This window comes from Collinsella sp. AF15-51, from assembly GCF_003462845.1.
Taxonomy (GTDB): domain Bacteria; phylum Actinomycetota; class Coriobacteriia; order Coriobacteriales; family Coriobacteriaceae; genus Collinsella.
The window spans coordinates 1-19645 of sequence record NZ_QRYG01000019.1; the positions used below are offsets into that span (position 1 = coordinate 1).

Annotated in this window: 14 protein-coding genes and 2 tRNA genes; 1 reads left to right on the forward strand and 15 read right to left on the reverse strand. The window is 57.7% G+C overall.

All coding sequences use genetic code 11. The annotated features are described in order from the left end of the window. Positions 1-40: 40 nt before the first annotated feature. From DWW51_RS08535 to DWW51_RS08595, 13 genes are all read right to left on the reverse strand, one after another. Entirely contained in the window at positions 41-406 is a 366-nt protein-coding gene (locus DWW51_RS08535) for a TraX family protein (protein WP_117774210.1), read from the reverse strand. 193 nt (positions 407-599) lie between these two features. Beyond that, positions 600-675 (reverse strand) — tRNA-Lys (locus tag DWW51_RS08540). Between the two features lie 28 nt (positions 676-703). Further along, entirely contained in the window at positions 704-1984 is a 1281-nt protein-coding gene (locus DWW51_RS08545; RefSeq protein ID WP_117655806.1) for an aminopeptidase, read from the reverse strand. Positions 1985-2073: 89 nt separating this feature from the next. Continuing rightward, the gene (locus DWW51_RS08550) at positions 2074-2649 is read right to left on the reverse strand and encodes a hypothetical protein (protein ID WP_117774211.1); all 576 of its coding nucleotides are present in this window, start codon (positions 2647-2649) and stop codon (positions 2074-2076) included. Beyond that, entirely contained in the window at positions 2650-3528 is an 879-nt protein-coding gene (locus DWW51_RS08555; protein ID WP_035136481.1) for a phosphoribosylaminoimidazolesuccinocarboxamide synthase, read from the reverse strand. Positions 3529-3646: 118 nt separating this feature from the next. After that, entirely contained in the window at positions 3647-5212 is a 1566-nt protein-coding gene (locus DWW51_RS08560) for a cell wall metabolism sensor histidine kinase WalK (protein WP_117774212.1), read from the reverse strand. An 11-nt stretch (positions 5213-5223) separates the two neighbouring features. After that, entirely contained in the window at positions 5224-5946 is a 723-nt protein-coding gene (locus DWW51_RS08565; RefSeq protein ID WP_006236208.1) for a response regulator transcription factor, read from the reverse strand. Positions 5947-6099: 153 nt separating this feature from the next. Continuing rightward, entirely contained in the window at positions 6100-7311 is a 1212-nt protein-coding gene (locus tag DWW51_RS08570) for a twin-arginine translocation signal domain-containing protein (protein WP_117774213.1), read from the reverse strand. Continuing rightward, a complete protein-coding gene (locus DWW51_RS08575) occupies positions 7311-7574 on the reverse strand; it encodes a TIGR03905 family TSCPD domain-containing protein (RefSeq protein WP_089572560.1) in 264 nt (87 codons plus the stop codon). Before DWW51_RS08575 ends, DWW51_RS08570 begins: the two co-directional genes overlap by 1 nt. Before the next feature lie 113 nt (positions 7575-7687). Continuing rightward, complete coding sequence (locus tag DWW51_RS08580; RefSeq protein ID WP_117647833.1) at positions 7688-9487, reverse strand: GGDEF domain-containing protein; 1800 nt, start codon at positions 9485-9487, stop codon at positions 7688-7690. After that, positions 9484-10320 (reverse strand): ABC transporter substrate-binding protein, encoded by an 837-nt coding sequence (locus DWW51_RS08585; RefSeq protein ID WP_158549080.1) that lies wholly within the window; start codon positions 10318-10320, stop codon positions 9484-9486. The genes DWW51_RS08580 and DWW51_RS08585 overlap by 4 nt, the downstream gene beginning before the upstream one ends. Positions 10321-10461: 141 nt before the next feature. Continuing rightward, complete coding sequence (gene purB, locus DWW51_RS08590; RefSeq protein ID WP_117640633.1) at positions 10462-11808, reverse strand: adenylosuccinate lyase; 1347 nt, start codon at positions 11806-11808, stop codon at positions 10462-10464. 425 nt (positions 11809-12233) lie between these two features. After that, positions 12234-12308 (reverse strand) — tRNA-Gly (locus tag DWW51_RS08595). Positions 12309-12605: 297 nt separating this feature from the next. Between DWW51_RS08595 and DWW51_RS08600 the strand changes: the two genes are divergently transcribed. Then, positions 12606-16037, forward strand: a complete 3432-nt coding sequence (locus DWW51_RS08600; protein WP_117774214.1) for a SpaA isopeptide-forming pilin-related protein — start codon at positions 12606-12608, stop codon at positions 16035-16037. A 66-nt stretch (positions 16038-16103) separates the two neighbouring features. Here DWW51_RS08600 and DWW51_RS08605 read toward each other — a convergent pair whose 3' ends face one another. Further along, positions 16104-16322, reverse strand: coding sequence for a hypothetical protein (locus DWW51_RS08605; RefSeq protein WP_022094153.1), 219 nt, complete (start codon positions 16320-16322; stop codon positions 16104-16106). Between the two features lie 21 nt (positions 16323-16343). After that, positions 16344-19541 carry a hypothetical protein gene (locus DWW51_RS08610; RefSeq protein ID WP_117774215.1) on the reverse strand — a complete coding sequence of 1066 codons (3198 nt, stop codon included), beginning with the start codon at positions 19539-19541 and terminating at the stop codon, positions 16344-16346. Positions 19542-19645 lie beyond the last annotated feature (104 nt).

Below are 19645 nucleotides of genomic sequence, written 5' to 3' on the forward strand. Positions count from 1 at the left end.
TACCGCCTCGCGGTGACATCGTTTTTATGTCAACCTTGGTCTAACAGAGCCTAACATTTTGTTGCCGAAGGTCAAATAGTTGCCCGGTTTGGACGAAATCGTATATGGGCTCCGCAATGATTGCGAAGACAAGCATATTTCGCAGGTACTTCTTTAAGTCATGAGTATGCAAAAATCCCTCAACTATCAAAAAGCAAAATAAGGGAAATGCAATTCTGCCAAGAACATGAAGCACATCCGAAGCCTCGCTTAGAATCGCCCACTGTTCGTCTGATATCTGACTGTACGATGCGTGAGTCATGATTCCATTGGTCAGGACGATCCTGCTTACATGATCGAGAACCATCGAAATGGCTGCTATTATCTTTAATGTGCTGCCGCTAATTCCGTATCTATTTGTTTTCATTTCGTATTCCTTACTTTGGGTGGGCCGTCAGGGGTTCAGCCTGCTCCGCAGGCGGCCGCTGCGGCGCTTCGCGCCTTGCGCGCTGCGCTGGCAAACGCTCACGCGTTTACTCAGCTCCGCGCCCTTTCGGGTTCGAACCCGCGTCGCGGCAACAAAAAAGCGGCCGGCATCCGCCAGTCGCTTTTCCATTCTATGGTGGGCCGTCAGGGGTTCGAACCCTGGACCTTGGGATTAAAAGTCCCCTGCTCTGCCAGCTGAGCTAACGGCCCGCGGGTGGCATTGTACCACGGTCTGGGACTATTCCCAACTCCATTGGCCGTTCTGGAAAATCACAACTTCACGTCCATCAGGCGTAATGCCCGTAATATCGATGTCGTCCGTGCCGATCATAAAGTCGACATGCGTGCTCGATACGTTAACGCCATGCTCCAGGAGCTCTTCCTTGGACATGTCATACCCACCCTCGATGCATTCGGGGAAACCGACACCTAGCGCGAGATGGCAGCTAGCGTTCTCGTCATAGAGCGTATCGTAGAACAGTACGCCACTTTCGCGGATCGGCGTGTTCTTGGAGATGAGCGCGACCTCTCCCAGGTGAGCAGCGCCCTCGTCAGTATCGATGATGCTTGCGAGCGTTGCCTTGCCCACGCGGGCATCGTAGTCCGCTACGCGGCCGGCCTCGAACTTAATCCAAAAATCGTCGACCTTGTTACCGTGGTGAATGAGCGGCATGGCCGAGTACACGATACCGTCGGCGCGCATACGATCAGGCGAGGTGAAGACTTCCTCGGTGGGAATGTTGGGGAAGAAGGGGTGTCCATCGGGCGTCTTGCCCTTGCCGCCGGCCCACTCGTGACCCTTCGTCATGCCAATCGTCAGATCGGTTCCATTTTCCGCGGTGTAATGCAGGCGGTCAAAACGATTGTCGTTCAGGAAACGCAGGTTCTTTTCGAACGCCGCGTCATGAAGCTCCCAGTCGCTCTCCGGGTCCTGGCCATCGGCACGAGCGGTGTGCAGAATCGCATTCCATAGCTTATAGATTGCAACCTCATCGGCGTCTCCCGGGAACACCTCGTGCGCCCAAGCCACGACCGGAGCGCCGGCGATGCACCACGGATTGATGTTGTAATCCAGTCCACGGCGGAAAACTTTGCACTGCGTATTCCTCGCCTTGGATGCCGCGGCCGGCTTGGCTGGATCGATGCCCTTGAGGGCTGCAGGATCCGCACCCTCAATAAAGATAAAGCAGGCGCCATCCTGGGCCAGGGAATCCAACTGCAGGCGCTTCCACTCGGGCGTCTGCTCAAAATAGCTTTTATCGACATGCTCGTACGTGAGCCTCGTCACGGCATCATCGGCCCAAATGACCGTCACGTGGCCAGCGCCGGCGGCATAAGCCTCCGCGACCACCACGCGGGCAAAAGGCGCGCACTCGACCGGAGACTGAACGACAACCTCCTGGCCGGGCTTGACGTTTACGCCTTTGCGGACAACCAGGCGCGCATAGTTTTTAATCTTGGGCTCCAGGGCCTTCATGCCCTCCAGAGCTTCTTCGACCGTCAGGGCAGCTCGAATCATGTGCCACTCCATCTATCTATAGGACAATAATAAGGCGCGCCGCAAAAACGACACGCCTTATATCTTAGCGATAAGTGTGAATGCAAACGCTACTTCTTCTTGGAGTCCTTTTTGTCCTCCTCGGCAGCTGCGCGCTCGATAAGAGCGTTGAGCTTGTTCTCGGACATGCCCTCGGCCTGCGTGCGGTACATGTTGCGCAGGGGACGAATACGAACGAAGTCGTAAATAAAGTCACCCAAAATGACGACGTAGGACAAAACGATGCCGACCATCTGGACAGGGCTGGACACCATGCCAGCGGGAGCGAAGTAGAGCGAAGCCCAAATTGCCACGACGAGTACCATGCCGATAGTAAGCACGGCCCACCAGATACGGCGGCGCTTGGTGTAGTCCTCATCCTGCTTGAGAAGGATATTCGACACCGTGTAGATGCGATCCTCCTTGGCGCGCTGCTTAGCCTTGCGGGCGCGCTTCTCCTCTTTAGAGAGGCCCTCGAGGTTCTCGCCCTTCTCGAGCTCTTTGCGGCGTGCCTTAGACGAAGCCGGCACGACGCGGACAGAGCTCGCTGCCTGACGGGCGGGCTTGGCGGATGCGGCGGACTTGCGCGCAACCCCGGTAACCTCGTGGGATTGCGTGCGCTTGTTCGTGGCGCTACGGGTACTCACTTATGCGTTCTCCTTCATGCTTGTGAACTGGGAGCCCGTGATGATCTGGAAGGCCTCGCGATAGCGCTCGGACGTGCCATCGATGACCTCGGCGGGCAGGTGCGGGGTCTCCCCCGTCATATCCCAGTTGGCTTTGAGCCAATTGCGGACGAATTGCTTGTCGTAGCTGGGCTGAATCTTGCCCTCCTCGTAGCTGGCGGCAGGCCAGAAACGGCTGGAGTCGGGCGTGAGGCACTCGTCGATCAGCGTGACCTTGCCATCGATGACACCAAACTCGAACTTGGTGTCGGCAATGATGATGCCACGGGTCGCTGCATACTCGGCGGCAGCCTTGTAGATCTTGAGGGAAAGGTCGCGAATCTGCGTGGCGATGTCCTCGCCCACGATCTCGCAGCAACGCTCGAACGAGATGTTCTCGTCGTGGTCACCGATCTCGGCCTTCGTGGACGGCGTAAACAGCGGCTCGGGAAGCTTGGAAGCCTCGGTCAGGCCCTCAGGCAGCTGGATGCCGCAGACGGTGCCGTTCTCGTCGTAGGTCTTCTTGCCCGAACCGGTCAGATAGCCGCGGACGATGCACTCGATAGGAATCGTCTGGGCCTTCTTAACCAGCATGGCGCGGCCGGCGAGGTAGTCACGATACTCAGCAAACTCCTCAGGGAAATCCGCCGGGTCGATGGAAACGAGGTGGTTGGGAACGATGTCGGCAAACTTATCGAACCAGAATGCCGAGATGCGGTTGAGCACCTCTCCCTTAAACGGAATCTCGTCGGGAAGAATGAAGTCGAACGCAGAAATGCGGTCGGTGGCGACCATCAGCAGGTTTTCACCGGCATCGTAGATATCACGAACCTTGCCACGGGAATCCGGACGACGCTCCATCGTTGTCACGTGAGTCACTCCTTACCAAAATACGACAGTAATGCGGGTTCTTTCCCGCACGTTTTCGCAAACTCGGAGCGGCAGGGACGAAACCCCTCCTTCACCGAATAGCGAAAAGCTAGTGCTCCATTGTAGTAGATGCCGCGTCCGCCGTGTGCTCGCGAGGCAGATGAATCGTAAAAGTCGTACCCTTTCCAAGCTCCGACTCCACGGATATGTAGCCGTGATGGCGCTCGACGATCTGTTTAGTCACGGCGAGGCCCACGCCCAGACCGCCCGCCTCACGGGCACGGCTGGCATCGGCGCGCCAAAAACGGCCGAAGATGCGCGACAAGTCATCCTTGGCAATACCGATGCCGGTATCAGAAACGGCGATGCTGACGTGTTTGCGGTCACTGAGCACCGACACCACGACCCAACCGCCCTCGGGGGTGTAGCGCATGGCGTTGCTCATGAGATTGATGACGCATTGTGTGATCATGTCGGGATCGGCTTCGACGACATCGTCGTGACCTTGGGTCTCGTCAGCAAAGCGCAAGCGCAGATCGCGGTCGACAAACAGGCGCTCCTGGGCATTGACGATGGAACGCACGAAAGGAACCATGTCCACCGGCTCAAGGTTGAGCGGAGCCGTGCTGTTTTCCATGCGCGACAGGTCGAGCATCTGCTGCACCAGACGAGCCAGGCGACGCGTCTCGGAAGCAACAGTCTCCAAGTGCTCATCGTCGGTAGGATATACGCCATCCTGCATGGCCTCGACCGTTGCGAGCATGGCCATAAGCGGAGTACGAAGTTCGTGAGCCACGTCCGAGGTCAAACGTTTCTCGTGTTTCATATCCTTCTCGAGCGAAGTGGCCATCTCATCGAATGTCTCGCCCAGTTGATCGATCTCGTCATCGCCGCGCAAGCCCGTACGAGCAGACAGATCGCCATCGCGAATTTGCTTGGCCGTGCTGGTAATACGGTGAATCGGCTTGGTGAGCATGCGCGACACGAGTGATCCGATAACGACCGAAATGCAAACTGCAACAACCGCAGCAAGGGCCATGGCGTTAAAGGTCTTCTCCCTAAACGCAGAATCTGCCTTGGTGAGCAAGGCATCGGAGCCGATGGCCCACAGCTTTACTTGTCCGACATGCTCGCCGGAAGACGTTATGATTTCGACGTTTGCAACGCTATCGGAGTCGGTGGGAGCCGACGAGACCGGACTATGCGATGCTTTTTTACCGCTCGAGCTGCTCGACGCTGATTCGCTCTCGCGCACATCGGCGGTCGCGCTTGCCGAAGGCCATGAGTCGTCATAAACGACAACGCCTTTCTTGTTGACGACCTGCATACCCAAATCGTCGGATACCAAACTCGATGTCGCGACCGTACGTAGCTCGCCCGCAGTCCAATTGCCGTTTTCCTCATACGACGTCGCAAGCTTTTCGGCAGCGGAATTTGCGATTTCGACGATATTGGAGCGCGTGTAATCCGAAAAGACCGTGCCCCACACAACAGAGACCACGCCCACCAGCACCAATACCGTCATGAGCGATGTCAGAGCAAAAGCAAGTGCCATGCGCGAGGGATAGCTCATCGTTGGCCGTGAATCGGAACGAGGCGTGTTCCAACTAGCCTTGGAACCCGCCTCGCTCTCCTGCTTGTGCTTTTGTCCGATTTCAAAGCGCGCAGGTGTCATATGTGATTTCCCTATTTCTCGTCCGACTTATCGGTCTTGGCCGGAGCCTCGAAGCGATAGCCGACACCGTGGACGGTGTAGAGCCACTTGGGCTTCTTGGGATCATCGCCCAGCTTGGCGCGAAGGTTCTTCACGTGGCTATCGATGGTGCGCTCATAGCCCTCAAAGTCGTACCCAAGCACCTTCTCGACCAGCTCCATACGGTTGTAGACACGGCCGGGATGACGAGCAAGCGTGGTGAGCAGCTTGAACTCGGAAGCCGTCAGATCGACTTCCTTGCCTTCGACCAAGATCTTGTGGCCCGAGATATCGATGACCAGATCGCCGAAGTCGAGTACCTCGACGGCGGGCTCGTCGGCCTGGTGGGCACGACGGAACAGGGCGCGTACGCGGGCGACAAGCTCGCGCGGCGAGAACGGCTTAATCAGATAGTCGTCGGCGCCGAGCTCAAGACCGATAATACGGTCCTCGATCTCGCCCTTGGCAGTCAGCATGATGATAGGGACATCCGAGGTATCGCGAATGGTGCGGCAAACGCGCTCGCCGGGGATCTTGGGGAGCATAAGGTCGAGCACGACCAGGTCAAACTGATGCTTCTCGAACTCCTCGATCGCGGACTGACCGTCGCCGACGCCCACAACCCAGTAGCCTTCGCGCTCGAGATAGGCAGCGACGGCGTCACGGATTGCCTTCTCATCCTCGACCAGCAGAATCTTTTTTGCATCTGAAGCCATAACACGGCCCCCCTGTCTCAATTAGCTAAGAACAAGCCCATTTTAACGCACCTGAACCCGCCGGATGCCACTATGACGCGGCAGCTCGGCGGGCGGTACTCACAATTACAACGCGTTTATTCCCCTGTTGGCGCCTTTTTAACCCCTCTAAGCTTAAAGAGAGAATAGGCGTGCAGTGACCGTCTCTGGTATACCCTGGCTGTTGCGCACCGTGGCGTACGTAAGGAATGAGTCCGATTTTCCCGCCGTAGCTGGATAATCGCCATACTCCAAAGCGCGGTCGGGCGACAGCAGCGAGCCATAGGTCTTGGCAGAGGTGTCGATCAGGAAATGCGACGCCTGCACCTTAACAAGGTATTTATTCTTTTTGCCAGCCGCACATGCGAGCGGCTCGCGTGACAGGAAGAGGTACGGCCCTCCCTCATTACCGATATACGTGCCCATATTGCCCAAGCTGCCCACGCCACTATAGGTCGCCTCGATAGAAAACACGAAGGTATCGCCCATATATACGGCCTCGAAAGGCGAGACTGACGAGGGAAGGACTAGCTGGGCACGTTTGGTGTTGTTGCCGTCGGTCAGATCGATTGCCGTTATGCCGTAGTAGACACCCTCGTCGTTGCGGACACGCGGCGAGATGGTCAAAATGCCGTCGCTCGCACGCGGGGCCGATGCAAAGCGGCCCGTCGATTTCCAAATTGTCTCGGCCTTGGATTCATCAAGCGAGCGACGATAGCAAAACGAATCACTACTCGTTTTATTGCCGCCTGCCGAAGGCATTTTATACCAGATGACTGATGATCCGAACGCCGTAAACAGTGGCGGATCATAGTCCTTGCCACCCCGATCGAGCTCAACCGCGTCGCCAGAGAGCGAAGCGCCCGACAGATTTTGAGCGTAGAGCTTCCACGATGAATTGGCAAAGTTCATCTCAACCCACGCAAACACGCCATCGCCGGCACGGACATCGTAAAAAGCATATCCCGTGCCCTCGATAGGATCCTCGATTAATGTGGTAAGCGAGCCATCGCCCAGGTTGAGCACACCAAGCGTATTGGCATGCAGGGCAGAAGCAGGCGCCATCATCGCGGCGGCGTAGTCGCCATCGCAGTAGTACAGCAGCGTGCCCAGCGGCAGCGTCCACGACGCCGCCGGCTCAAGATCGATATCAACAGCTTCGTACTCATCAGTGATCGAGACAATCTTCGAATCGTCCTTGATAACCTGCGGCTCGCCGGCGGCATCGTCGCTGGTGCCCGTTTTTTTCGAGCAACCGGCAAGCACCGTGGCAGCGCCCGCGGCGGCACCGCCGAGCACAAAGCCACGGCGCGATATTCCATTCTTGATGTGGTCGGCGATACCCATTAGGCGATCTCGGCGCGAGCGGCCTCGATAGCGCGCGTAAGCTGATCGGCGCAAGAGGTCTTTTTCATACCGCAGGTATTACCGGCGAGAACCTCGATTACGCGATCGGCAGGAGCACCCTCGACTAACTTGGAGATTGCCTTGAGATTGCCGTCACAGCCGCCGGTAAACTCAACGCCCAGCACCTTGCTGCCATCGTCAGAGAGATTGAGGTGAATATTGCGAGAGCATACACCCTGCGGCTTGTAGTCAAAACTAATCATTGAGATCCCCTCTCAGAAAGAAATTTCAGACGTCTATTATCCCCGCCTGGGCCGACTTATTATCGCAAGCACCGATTCAACATCCTACGATGCATGGACTCGCGGGGGCAAGATTAGCAGTCCGCACCCTGTGCGTGGACCGTGCGCTTCTCCCGATACATATTGTGGTCGGCGACACGATATACATCGGCCAGCGTATTTCCGGCCGTCTCGACGGTCGCCACGCCAATCGATGCGCTGACCGTCAGGGCCTCATCGCTTACCGCGGCAAGACCGAGACGAAGATCCTGTTCCAGCCCGAGCGCAGACTCGTTGTCAGTATGGGGGCAAACCAGCAAAAACTCGTCGCCGCCAAGGCGCATCGGCAGATAATCCGCACCAGCCACCCGCCGCAGCACGGACGCCGTCCGTCGCAGCAGTTCATCCCCCATCTCGTGACCATAGATGTCGTTGGTCCGCTTGAGATAATTGCAGTCCAACATAATCACGCTCACGGGCAAGTCCTCGTTTACCAGGCTATCTCCGCGCGATTCAAGATAGTTGCGGTTGCGAAGCCCCGTCAGTTTGTCTTGATATGACAGCTCCTCGGCATGCTTGACCATCGATATGTTGTGCGTCGCCACGACGACCGACTCCAGCCGGCCTTGCTCATCGCGATGCTGGGGGACAACCTGTAGCGAGTACCAAGCGCCTCGACAATCTCGCACCTCGGCAGCCAAGTACGGTACGCCCTCCATACGTTCACGAAGCGAACTTATATCTACGAGTCCCACAACCGCTTCGCGGCTTTCGGGGCTCACGATATCCCGGCAGACCGTGTCCATAAAGTCATATGCCTCGCTGTGCTCGGCAAATATCTTCGCTATCGCCGGCGACATATTGATCCCCTCGATCTCGAGGGTGTCGAGATGCAAAAGGAAGGTCGAATCGTAGATGGCGCTTATGGCATTGATAATGCCGAGCTGTTTATCCTTTTCGACCAAATTGCGGTGGTCAACGATATTTCGAGCCAACAGCACCACGACCCAAAACGCAAGACACACCAAGACGCCGACGGCGACAAATGAAATCCTGTCAGACATGACCTCAGATTTGGGATATAGCGCAAACAGGCGGTAGTCCTTATATGCCGCACGCACGGCATACCATTCGTCTCCTCGATATTCGATGCGCGTCAGGCCGTCGTCTTTCCACTCAACTCCTACGCTGGTGAGGAGTCGGGCGAGCGACACGTCAGCATCGGCACTGTTGGATGAGACAATCTCCGCATCCTCCATAACAAGCACCGTGGGACCCTGGTGGAAGGTACTGTTCGAAAGCACGTCGGCTATGGCATATGAATAGTCGTCCGCCGTATCGGAAACAAGTGAGCGGTATGCCAGGGCAACGCCGTCGCCATACGGAACAGCACAGACGGCAAAAACGACACCACGGCGCTCATCGACAGTTGAGTAGGTCACTTTGGAACCTTGATACATCGATGCGACCGGCGAACAGGCCAACTCATCTCGCCACAACATGAGCGGGTCGCGACCATCGATGTCGTAGTGGGCAGCCATATGGCCATCGGAGTCCATGACCATCAGCCCCGAAAGGTTCTCGGCATGGACAAATTGCTCGATAAGATCGTCGTTAACCTCAACGCGATCAGAGGACAGGAACGTCACAAACGATTCGACCGCGGCGAGCAAATCGTGCGTCGCCTCGGTTTTTCTCCCCTGTTCGTAGCGGTCATATTTTTCGCAAGCGTTCTCCAAAAACACCATGGTTTCTTGGCCAAACCCAAGCGTTTTTTCGAGGCAGCGATGGGTTCCAACCGTATACAACAGGCCTAACAAGACGGCGCTGACAATAACGCTGGCAGCTATGACGTTCAGAGTCTTTCGACTCAAGCGGTGCTCATCAGTTGTCATGAATTTCCTCCTTGCCCGCCCGTCGTCGCTCCTGTCTTGTAATTGCCCACAATACGGTCAATCGTGCCATCTCGATCCATGTCGAACAGCGCGGTATTGAGATCCTTTACGACCGATCCTTCATAGCTGTCATCAAACGCGACGCCCAGGTCAACCGTCATAACATTGTCGGCAAACACACGGTAAACGCCGGGATACTGAGCAACGAGTCGGTCAAGCGACTGGACATCCGCCATCCAGCAGTCAACGTACCCTTTGACTAGAGCGGCTTTGCAGAGTTCGGCAGAGCCATATGATTTGATTTGAACGTCCGACGAGACCCCCAGATCCCCCGCAAGCAATCGGCGTTCACTCACCGAACCCGCAATCACCGCAATGGTCTTACTTCCATCGAGATGTGCCAAGGACTTGATGCCACTCGTTTTCTTGGCGGCAACCGAGACCGTCACGGTTAGATACGGCTCGGTCCAGTAATACTTATCCTCGCGATAACAGGGAGAATAGTCACACCACAGGCAATCGATATCACCGTTTTTGAGCAGCCGGTCGCGATCGTTCCAGTCAATATCGACAAACTGTGGCTTGAGCCCCGCACGCTTGCAGGCCTCGCGGGCGATGTCGATATCGATACCGGCGTAATCGCCCGTGGTATCGACATACACATAGGGGTCGTTATCCGTAACGCCGATTTTGAGCACCGGGAGATCTCTATCGGCTTCATTCGAGGAGGAAGAACTGCTTCGAACGGTATACGTCAGGGCGCCCGCAAAGACGGCAACAAGGAGTATGAGCGTAAACGAGACGATGGTGGCCCGCTTGATGCGTCTGGGCACGTGCCCCCTTTCATCGAAACAGCAGTCGGAGTTCATTTTATTACCCGGGCGCATATGCGACAGTAAAAAAAGCGCCTCGCCCAAGACGGGCAAGGCGCCAAAGGTTGAAATGCATCCGCAAGCGGTCGAATTAGGTTAACCCTACTCGAAGCTCAGCTGCTCCAGGCGATCGAAGACCGTATCGATGCGGGTGAGGAAGTCCCACGGATCAAAAATCTCGTCGAGCTTCTCCTGGCTGACGGTGCAGCGCGGATCGGCCTCGAGACGCTCCTTAAAGGTGGGGCCAGAGACACAATCCTGCACCTCGTGCCAGGTGGCCATGGCGTTCTCCTGCACAATGGCGTACGCATCCTCGCGGGTGATACCCGTATCGACGAGGGCAAGCAGGACCTTGGAGGAGAAGATGAGGCCGCGCGTCTTGTTGAGATTGGCCATCATGCGGGCCGGATACAGCTGCAGGCCGTCGATAACGCGAATGAGGCACTGGAACATATGGTCAAGCGCGATGAAGCTATCGGCCTGGGCGACACGCTCGGCGGAAGAGTGCGAAATGTCGCGCTCGTGCCACAGGGCGACGTTGTCGAAGGCGACCTGGGCGTTGGACTTCACGACGCGCGACAGACCGCAGACCTTCTCCATGGTGATGGGGTTGCGCTTGTGCGGCATGGCGGAGCTGCCCTTTTGGCCCTTGCGGAAGGGCTCCTCGGCCTCGAGTGTATCGGTCTTCTGCAGGTTGCGGACCTCGGTCGCGATGCGCTCGCAGGTGGCCGCTGTAGTGGCAAGCACGCCGGCAAGATAGGCGTGGTGATCGCGGCTGATGACCTGCGTGGACAGCGGGTCGTGAACCAGACCCAGGTGCTCACAGACGTACTCCTCGACGAACGGCTCGATGGAGCTGTAGGTGCCGACGGCACCGGAGATGGCACCGAAGGCAACGTTCTTGCGAGCATCCTCAAGACGATCAAGGTCGCGCTTGAGTTCCCATGCCCAAGAGCCAAACTTCATGCCGAAGGTCATCGGCTCAGCATGGATGCCATGGGTGCGTCCGGCGCAGAGCGTATTGCGCTCCTCGAAGGCGCGGCGCTTGCAGATCACGCCGAGCTTCTTGACGTCCTCGATAATCAGGTCACACGCCTGAGTAAGCTGATAGCACAGAGCAGTATCACCCAGGTCGGAGCTGGTCATACCGTAGTGAACCCAGCGACTAGGCTTGGGCTCGCCCTCGGGAACATCGGCGTCGATATATTCCTTCATGTTGGTCAGGAAGGCGATGACATCGTGGCGCGTGACCTCCTCGATCTCATCGACCTTCGCCTTCTCAAAGTTGGCATGGTCGCGGATCCACTGGGCTTCGTCTTTAGAAATGCCGATCTTGCCGAGCTCCGCCTGGGCCTCGCAGGCCAGAACCTCGATCTCCTGCCAAATGGCATACTTGTTCTCGAGGGAGAAGATGTGTCCCATCTCCGGGCGGGTATAGCGATCGATCATAGCGGCTCCTTTTTGGTTATTGGCACGTTGGTCGTAACCCAACCATTGTACCGTGCGCGGGTGCGAGTATGGGCTGCAGGCATTAACCTAACATTTTGCCGCAAGAGCGGCCATGAGGACGTCCGCGTATTTGCTTTGCAAATCCGCACCGGCTGCGGTCGATCTCCTCGGATTCACGGAGACGATGGGGAAGACTTTGTTGAATTGGCCGTCCCGAGGTCTTCTGTGCTCCATGGAGCGGGCAACGGGACGTCCGCGTATTTGCTTCGCAAATCCGCACCGGCTTCAGACGCCTGTCGGCGCCTTCGCCTGCTCGCTACAAACGCTTCGCGTTTGCTTAACGCTCGCACCCTGGCGGGTTCGAGCCCCGGCGCTTGGTAGTAAAAAGCACGGCAACGTAACGCTGCCGTGCTTGTGCTTTTTGCTGGAGCGGGCAACGGGACTCGAACCCGCGAGTGTCAGCTTGGGAAGCTGATGCCTTACCACTTGGCGATGCCCGCATATGTGGGGGATAGTATAACGCGGTTGTCTTGTTCGATACAAGGGTGGCGATGCTTGTTTTAGCTGTGGAGATTCGTTTGAAAATCGCGTCAATTGTGGAGACGAGGACCTTTGACTTCCTGTTCACCTTATCTTCTACCTGCGCTTTTGCTTGATTGTTGTATTTGAGCTCAATTTGTCAGGAATTGGGCAAGCTTTTGGTCAGGCTCCGGTACTTACCCGCATGAACCTCGGGGGTAGCCTCATCCTACGCGTCGCAACCTCCCCGTGCGGCGCACGAGGGATAAGGAGCTGCCATGTCCAACGCACCCACGCACTCTGTCCACAGCGCAATCGCAACAGGTCCGCTGCTCCTGCTCCTCTTCCTGCTTTTCGGCTGTCTGGCACCGGGAGCCGCATTTGCCGTCGATGGCTACGACCAGCTCGGCTTCCGCACTATTAGCGATGATTGTGGGCCCTTCTTCATCGGCAAGTATGAAGCTCAAGACGCCTCGATTGCCTACTGCATGAACCAGGAGCGCCCCGGCCCCACCAAGCCGGGCGGCCCATGGCTCAACTTTGATCAAGGCTGGGTGTGGCTCGACGACGAGTTCGCGGCAATCGTTTGTCACGGATATCCTACCGCCACGTCGTTTGGCGGTTACCATCTTTCACCCGATCGCGCCCGCGCCGCCACCCAGCTTGCCGTATGGATGCTCAACGGCACTACCCATGTCGACGGCACCTACTCCTACACGACCGCTCAGGGCAAAACCAAGAGCGGGCACTTTACCGCCGACAATGAAGTCGTGGCGGCTGCGCGGTGGCTCCACGACAGCGCAAAATCAGGAAGCATCAAAGCCGCTCCGCACCGCGCGCGGCGCTATATAGGAACCGTATCGGGCGGCAGCAAACGTCAAGACATGCTCTATGTACTGCCGGCGGTCTCTGTTTCCTTCCAAAAGCAGTCTGCAAACGCTGCCATTACCAGCGGAAACAATACTTATCAGTTTGACGGGGCAACATTCGATGTTTTTGAGAGCGCCAGCGGCGCGCATGTCGGCACCGTCCAGATGGACAGCAACGGTCGAGCGCAGGCAACACTCCTGCCCAACACGGCATACTACCTAGTTGAGACAACAGCGCCAGCTGGTTATATCCCCCTGCACGATCGCATTGCCTTTACCACGACGAATAACGGCGGATACGTCACCATTGATGAACAACCCGGCACCATTACCTTGCGCATTGTAAAGCTCGACGCCGCAACGAATGCAGGCCCCCAAGTTGGGGCTTCGCTCGCAGGAGCAGAATTCGTGTGCGTATCGCAATCAACCCCTGGATGGACACAAACTCTCAGGACCGATGAAAGCGGTCGAGCTACCCTCACCGATGTCCCCCTGGGAACCTTTACCATCTATGAATCGAAGGCGCCCGAGGGCTATTTGCCCTCCGGTGACAGTTGGTCTTACACCGTTGGAGCCGACCAACTCGGCGATTCAGGCGTGGTCGAGATCGAATCTCGCGTTTCCGATATCCCCATTGCGTTTGACCTTGAGATTTCCAAATTCAAGGACTACGGCAATAGCGATCAATCCGGCCTGGAGCAGCCGGCAGGAGATGTTGTCTTTGAGGTTGTCAGTAACAGCTCTCAGCAGGTTGTTGGCACACTGACTACAAACATCTATGGCTTTGCCTCCACCAAAGACCAGCCCGAAGCATGGTTCGGCACAGGCAAGCGACCAGCCGGTGTCCACGGAGCCGTCCCATACGACCGCGCCGGCTACACGGTTCGTGAGGTTCCGGAAACCGTCCCCGAGGGTTTTAAACGTGCGGGGGAATGGACCGTCGAGGCCAATCAGATTTCCGACGGCGCCGAGCTTCAATATATCGTGGACAACCACGCTCTGTCGACGCATCTCCAGATTGTAAAACGCGATGCCCAAACAGGCGCTTCTGTTCCCCTAGCCGGATTCACCTTCCAACTCCTCGACAGCAATCACAAACCTGTCTCACAAACATGCTGGTATCCAGCACATAACGTAATGGACACCTTTACGACTGACGCGACCGGCACCGTCACACTGCCCGAATCGCTCGTGCCGGGCACCTATTATGTACGCGAAACCTCGGCCAAAGAGCCCTATCTTGTCGGCGGAGAGATCGAGGTAAACATACCCGCCGATATAAACCTAACGCCCGTTGCAATCGTCTCGTATTATGACCGCGCCGCGACCGGAAACATCAGGATCGTTAAAACCGATGCCGTAGACGGCAGCAGCCTCGCGGGCGCCATCTTTGAGATCCGTGCCTCAGGTGATATCGTGCGCCCCGACGGTAGCATTGCCGCGCTCGACGGTGAGACTGTCGCTACCGTCACGACGGATGAAACTGGAGAAGCACGCGCGGACGACCTCCCGCTGGGATCTGGCACCGCACGCTACGAGGTTGTCGAGACTCAAGCGCCGACCGGCTTCTTACTCGACCGGACGCACCATATCGTCGACCTTACCTATGCCGACCAGAAAACACCCGTTGTGGAAGCACGGCTTAACGTATCCGACGATTACACCAAGGTTGATATCTCCAAGGTCGATGCAAGCGGAGAGCAGGAAGTGAAAGGCGCACAGCTCACCTTATATGGTCCCGATAAAACCGAAATAGACTCCTGGACCTCATCCGACAAGCCGCACCGCATCGAACATCTTGCACCCGGCACCTACTCGTTGCGCGAAACGATGTCTCCGCGGACCTATGACCTTGCCGAGGAGATAACGTTTGAAATAAAGGATACGGGAGAAGTCCAATCCGTCGCGATGAAGGATGCGCCCATCGAGATCAAAGGACAGGTCGACAAGCGTCAGGAACTTGTCCAACCTATCGGGAAGGGTCTGTTGGCTAACGGCGATGGAAAAAACCGCGCCGCGATGCAAACCAATACGGACGGACTTTTCTCCTATACCATCGATGCTCGAAACGATTCCGCTACTTGGGTTGATGAGTTTACGATTACCGATGATCTTGAGTGCGCCGAGGACGATACGGCGAGATTCGTCTCAATCGAAACCCCCGTCGCCATCGGCGACCTCAACGGTCTGTGCAACGTGTGGTATCGCACGACGCCGTTGGACTCGACAGACGTCGATGAGCCGGCAAACGCGACGCTTGACGATGGGCACGAAAATCCTTGGCTTGAGTCCGACGAAGTAAAAGAGAGTCTGGGTGAAGATTGCCGCCTCGTCGATTACGACGGCTGGCACCTCTGGAAGGCGGATGTCTCGACCACGGAATCCGCCACACTCGAGGCGAAAGAACTCGACCTTGCATCCAATACCGTCGTAACGGGCATTCGCATTGAATACGGTGCGGTAGCCGCCGACTTTACGACTCGAAGCGATACGGATTCTTGGACCCGCGATGATCTCAAAGATGAGCACGACGACCTTGACGATGCCAGAGCAATCCTTGGCACAGATGCTCGGGGCGCAGTCGTGCACATGCAGGCAACGTCGGCTTATACACCCCAAACTGCACTCACCAACAGCGCACGCGTCGATCTTTGCCGCAACGGCGGCGGCGATAAACTTGAGTCACATGACGAGGACAGTGTCATTCAACGCTGTACCCTACCGCAGGACCTACCGGCAACAGGATCAGCCCCCATCGCCGCTTGCATCACCGCGCTCCTGACCTCGGGTGCCGCAGCCCTATGGTTCGCTCGCCTTAGGTCAATCCCAAAGAAGCGCTAGCGCGATAAAAAAGCGGGGGAGCCAGTCCCCCGGCTCGCCCGCTTTCAATCATTTAAATCGCCGTATCTACTCTGCAGACGAAGATCCACCATCAACGATTGCCTGCTCGGACTCAGGAATCCCATCGGCACCCGTGCTCTGTTCTTGCTCCACCTCTTCGCTGATTGCGGAGGCGGGGGTCGAGCCCTTCGCGCCCACGATATAGGCGGCTCCAAACCCCAACGCAATGGCAATCAAGGTCAAAATCACGTAGACAGGCCAATGGCGCTTAATATACGAAAACACGTTGACTCCTTAGAGCTCCGTCTACGAACGGCGGATAACCTCGGTCACGACCTCGGATACCGTGGCAATGTTCGTCGGGTTGACATTGTGGGGCAGGTCGTCCTCGGTACGAGCGCAAGCCAGACGCGTGCCGTCCACGCCGGCGATGGTGAGGGCTCGGCGGCTCGCCTCGAGCGCGGCGTAGGCATCGGTCTTGGCATAGGGCATCTCGAGCGCGCCACAATCGACATGGAACGACTTGCACACCTTGCTGACCAGGTTCATGATGCGGCGATCGCCCTTGAGCAGCTGCTGTTCGCCCTCAACCGTCACCACCGAAAGCCTACCGGCGCCGACGGATTCAAGATTGATGAAGAAGACGCCGCGGAGCTTATCGCGATGCGAAGCCAAGAAGGCCTTCATACCGGCGCCATCACAATCCGAGGCGCCCGTTGCCACAAACCAGATATCGTGACCGAGCAGCTCATCGTCGCCCATAGAGGCGACAGCCGAGAGCATATCTTCGGAAGAAGCGCCGTCGGAAGACGTAGCGCCGCCCTTCCAGCCATCGTTATCGTCCTCGAAATTATCCCACGAACCGATGCCGCGACCGGACTTCTTGGCATCGTAATCGTCTTCGACGCCCAGCCAGTCACTCATGCTGTCCTGTTCGTTTTTCTTTTTACGACCGAACAGGCCGCCCAGGCCGCGCTTGCGAGACTTGGGTGCCGCAGGGGCGGGAGCCGAAATGGTCTCGATCGGCTGTGCGCCCGACGCAACGGGCATAGGAGGCGCAACGGGTGCCGATGTGGGTTCGGGACCCTGGGCGGTAGCAAAGGGGTCGTTGACCTGTGCGGAGGGATCGGGAAGGTCGAACAGCGACGTGCGAGACGCAACGTTTGTCTGCTTCATCGACGGCAGCGACGGATCGGGGACCGAAGCCAGCGGAGACGAGGAGGGTGCAGGCGACGGTGCCGACGCCGGATCGGGAACATTCATCTGCGGACGCGGCGATGCTTGGGAGGAAATCTGGGCCATAAGGGAATCGACCGTTTCGTCCTGGGTGGGAGCGACATTGGCAACCGTGGCACCGGAACCACTCGGGGTCGGCATGGTGAAAATCTGCGTGGAGTAAGGCCTCGACTCATCCGTCTCGGGAGTCTCGGAAACCGCAGGCACCTCCTCCTGCTCGACCTCGGCCGAATCACCTTGATCGGCTGCCGCGTATTGCTCTTCGTCACAGTTGGCCTCGACGGACTCGTCCTCGGCGGCATCCTGAATTTCGGCAGCATCAATGGGCTCGTCATCGTCTGCCGCGTCGCCCTGCTCATCGGAAACAGGAAGGGGCTCGGCAATCGCGGTGCCTTGCTTTTCAAACGTTATCGTGGAATCGAACTGCGCGGCATCAAACGACATGGTGCTATCGACGTGCTGCTGAGCCTCGAAAGACGTCGTCGCCTCAACAACATCCGTGGACGCCGGTTGCTGGGACTCAAAGGACGTTGTAGCTTCGGCAGCGTCGACGGGCACGGACTGCATAGCCTCGTTCTGCTCGAGCTCTTGCGCCGCGAGCTCACGTGCCGCCTCGGCTGCCTGCTGCTGAGCGATAGCCTCCTGCTCGGCAGCCTCGCGTGCGGCAGCGCGCTTCTCCTCGAAATCGTCGACAAATTTCTTGCCCTTTGCAAGCGCGCCCTTAAAGAAGTTGGAAGCACTGGCGCCAATCGAAGAGAACGCGGATGCAATATCGGCATGGGGCGTTGCCGCGGGAATCTCGGCCGAAAAATCAGTATCGCTCTCGTAAGACACGCGCCTCGGCTGTTCAACGTAATCGTCGTCAGGCTCGTCCGCAACGTCTTGCGCCGGCGCGGCGGGGGCCAAAATGTCCAGTCCTGCCGCGGGATCGATCGCGGACACCGCCTCGGGCTCGGCAACGGCAGCGGTAACCGCGGCAGACTCATCATCCACGGTGACGGCGTGCGCAGGTGCAGTCACGACGGGGGCAGGCTCGGGCTCAAACGTCGGCTCCTCGCCCTCCTCGTAATCGAGCGTGCAGGACTCGGGAAGCATCCCGAGCGCACGGATGGCATCCGAACCAAAGCGGATGTTGCCGGCGGCATTGCGATAGAGCTTGGGCTCGGGCTCGGCCGCGACAGGCTCCTCCGCCGGCTCGGCAGCGGAAACCTCGTCATTGAACTCTTCGGCCTGGACAGCCTGATTCTGATCCTCGGGCACGATGGCGCCAATCAGCGTCTCGTCGGCAGACGCACCCTCAAAGCCCTCGATCTGCTCGTCGAAAGCCTCGCCCTGTTCGGGCTCGGTCTGAGCGTCGGGAGCAATCGGCTGACCGAACTCGTCCTCGGCGTAGGTAGGCTCTTCATACTCGATGGTGTTGCCGTAGTCGTTTTGCTGTTGGGCCGCGGCATACTCCGCTGCTGCGCGCGCCATCTCCTCGGCACGACGCTTCTGCTCCCCAAAATAGGTATCGAACGGAACATCGTCGGGAAACTCGTTTTCGCCCTGGAAGGGAGCAACGTTGTCCATAACGCCGAGCATAGCGGCGACAGAAGACTTGTTGCACACTGCGCCGGACGTATAGGGAAGCACAAAACGGTTAGAAATGATGTTTGCCGCGTTGGCGAGCGCAACGAGGGAAGCGAGGATCGCGACAATCCACAGCAGAACCTTGAGCGCGCCGGGGAGCGGCAGGATACGCAAGATGGCAACGGCAGCAGGGGCAACCGTGGCAACGGGCAACAGCTTGGCGATGAGCGCACGATACGAAGCATAGGGCTCGCGGGCGAGCAGCTCAGCACGGGGAGAGTCGTAGTGTGCGACAACGACCACCGGGCGGTTGCGCGGAGACGCGAGCGGGCCCGAGGCCTTGTGGTAGGCGATGACATTTTGGCTCACGCCCGTCTTGCCCAGGCGCGAAACCACGGGATGGCCCGTGCGCTCGAGCACGTAAAGAACGGCACCGACAATGGCCAGCAAGGTGCCGACCAAGCCGATGCCGCCGCCGATGCCCATCAGCAGGGCGCCGGCAAACGCAAGAATACCGGTAACGGCAAATGCCAACCTGCTGGGCGCCGGGGCATTGAACTCCTGAACCTCGGGATCAAAGCCGTGGTTGCGGAAGATCTGAGCGATATCCTCGGCAGCCAAGCGCTCTTCTTCGCTGCATGCCGGCGTAATGCCGGTGTTCTGCAGCAGGTGGTTAATATAGTTCTGGGTGTTCGCCATGTGCGCTCCACATCCATAATCCGACAAATAGGCCCAATGCATGCACATTAGAACCGTATATAGTCGAAAGTATACCCCGAGCGAGCGCAAACGACCGAATTCGG

What these genes read in the sequence shown, in the direction of transcription:
- DWW51_RS08535 (WP_117774210.1), bottom strand. Translation starts at nt 406, where the DNA reads ATGAAAACAAATAGATACGGAATTAGCGGCAGCACATTAAAGATAATA.
- DWW51_RS08600 (WP_117774214.1), top strand. Translation starts at nt 12,606, where the DNA reads ATGTCCAACGCACCCACGCACTCTGTCCACAGCGCAATCGCAACAGGT.
- DWW51_RS08555 (WP_035136481.1), bottom strand. Translation starts at nt 3,528, where the DNA reads ATGGAGCGTCGTCCGGATTCCCGTGGCAAGGTTCGTGATATCTACGAT.
- DWW51_RS08545 (WP_117655806.1), bottom strand. Translation starts at nt 1,984, where the DNA reads ATGATTCGAGCTGCCCTGACGGTCGAAGAAGCTCTGGAGGGCATGAAG.
- DWW51_RS08570 (WP_117774213.1), bottom strand. Translation starts at nt 7,311, where the DNA reads ATGGGTATCGCCGACCACATCAAGAATGGAATATCGCGCCGTGGCTTT.
- DWW51_RS08580 (WP_117647833.1), bottom strand. Translation starts at nt 9,487, where the DNA reads ATGACAACTGATGAGCACCGCTTGAGTCGAAAGACTCTGAACGTCATA.
- DWW51_RS08575 (WP_089572560.1), bottom strand. Translation starts at nt 7,574, where the DNA reads ATGATTAGTTTTGACTACAAGCCGCAGGGTGTATGCTCTCGCAATATT.
- purB (WP_117640633.1), bottom strand. Translation starts at nt 11,808, where the DNA reads ATGATCGATCGCTATACCCGCCCGGAGATGGGACACATCTTCTCCCTC.
- DWW51_RS08610 (WP_117774215.1), bottom strand. Translation starts at nt 19,541, where the DNA reads ATGGCGAACACCCAGAACTATATTAACCACCTGCTGCAGAACACCGGC.
- DWW51_RS08560 (WP_117774212.1), bottom strand. Translation starts at nt 5,212, where the DNA reads ATGACACCTGCGCGCTTTGAAATCGGACAAAAGCACAAGCAGGAGAGC.
- DWW51_RS08565 (WP_006236208.1), bottom strand. Translation starts at nt 5,946, where the DNA reads ATGGCTTCAGATGCAAAAAAGATTCTGCTGGTCGAGGATGAGAAGGCA.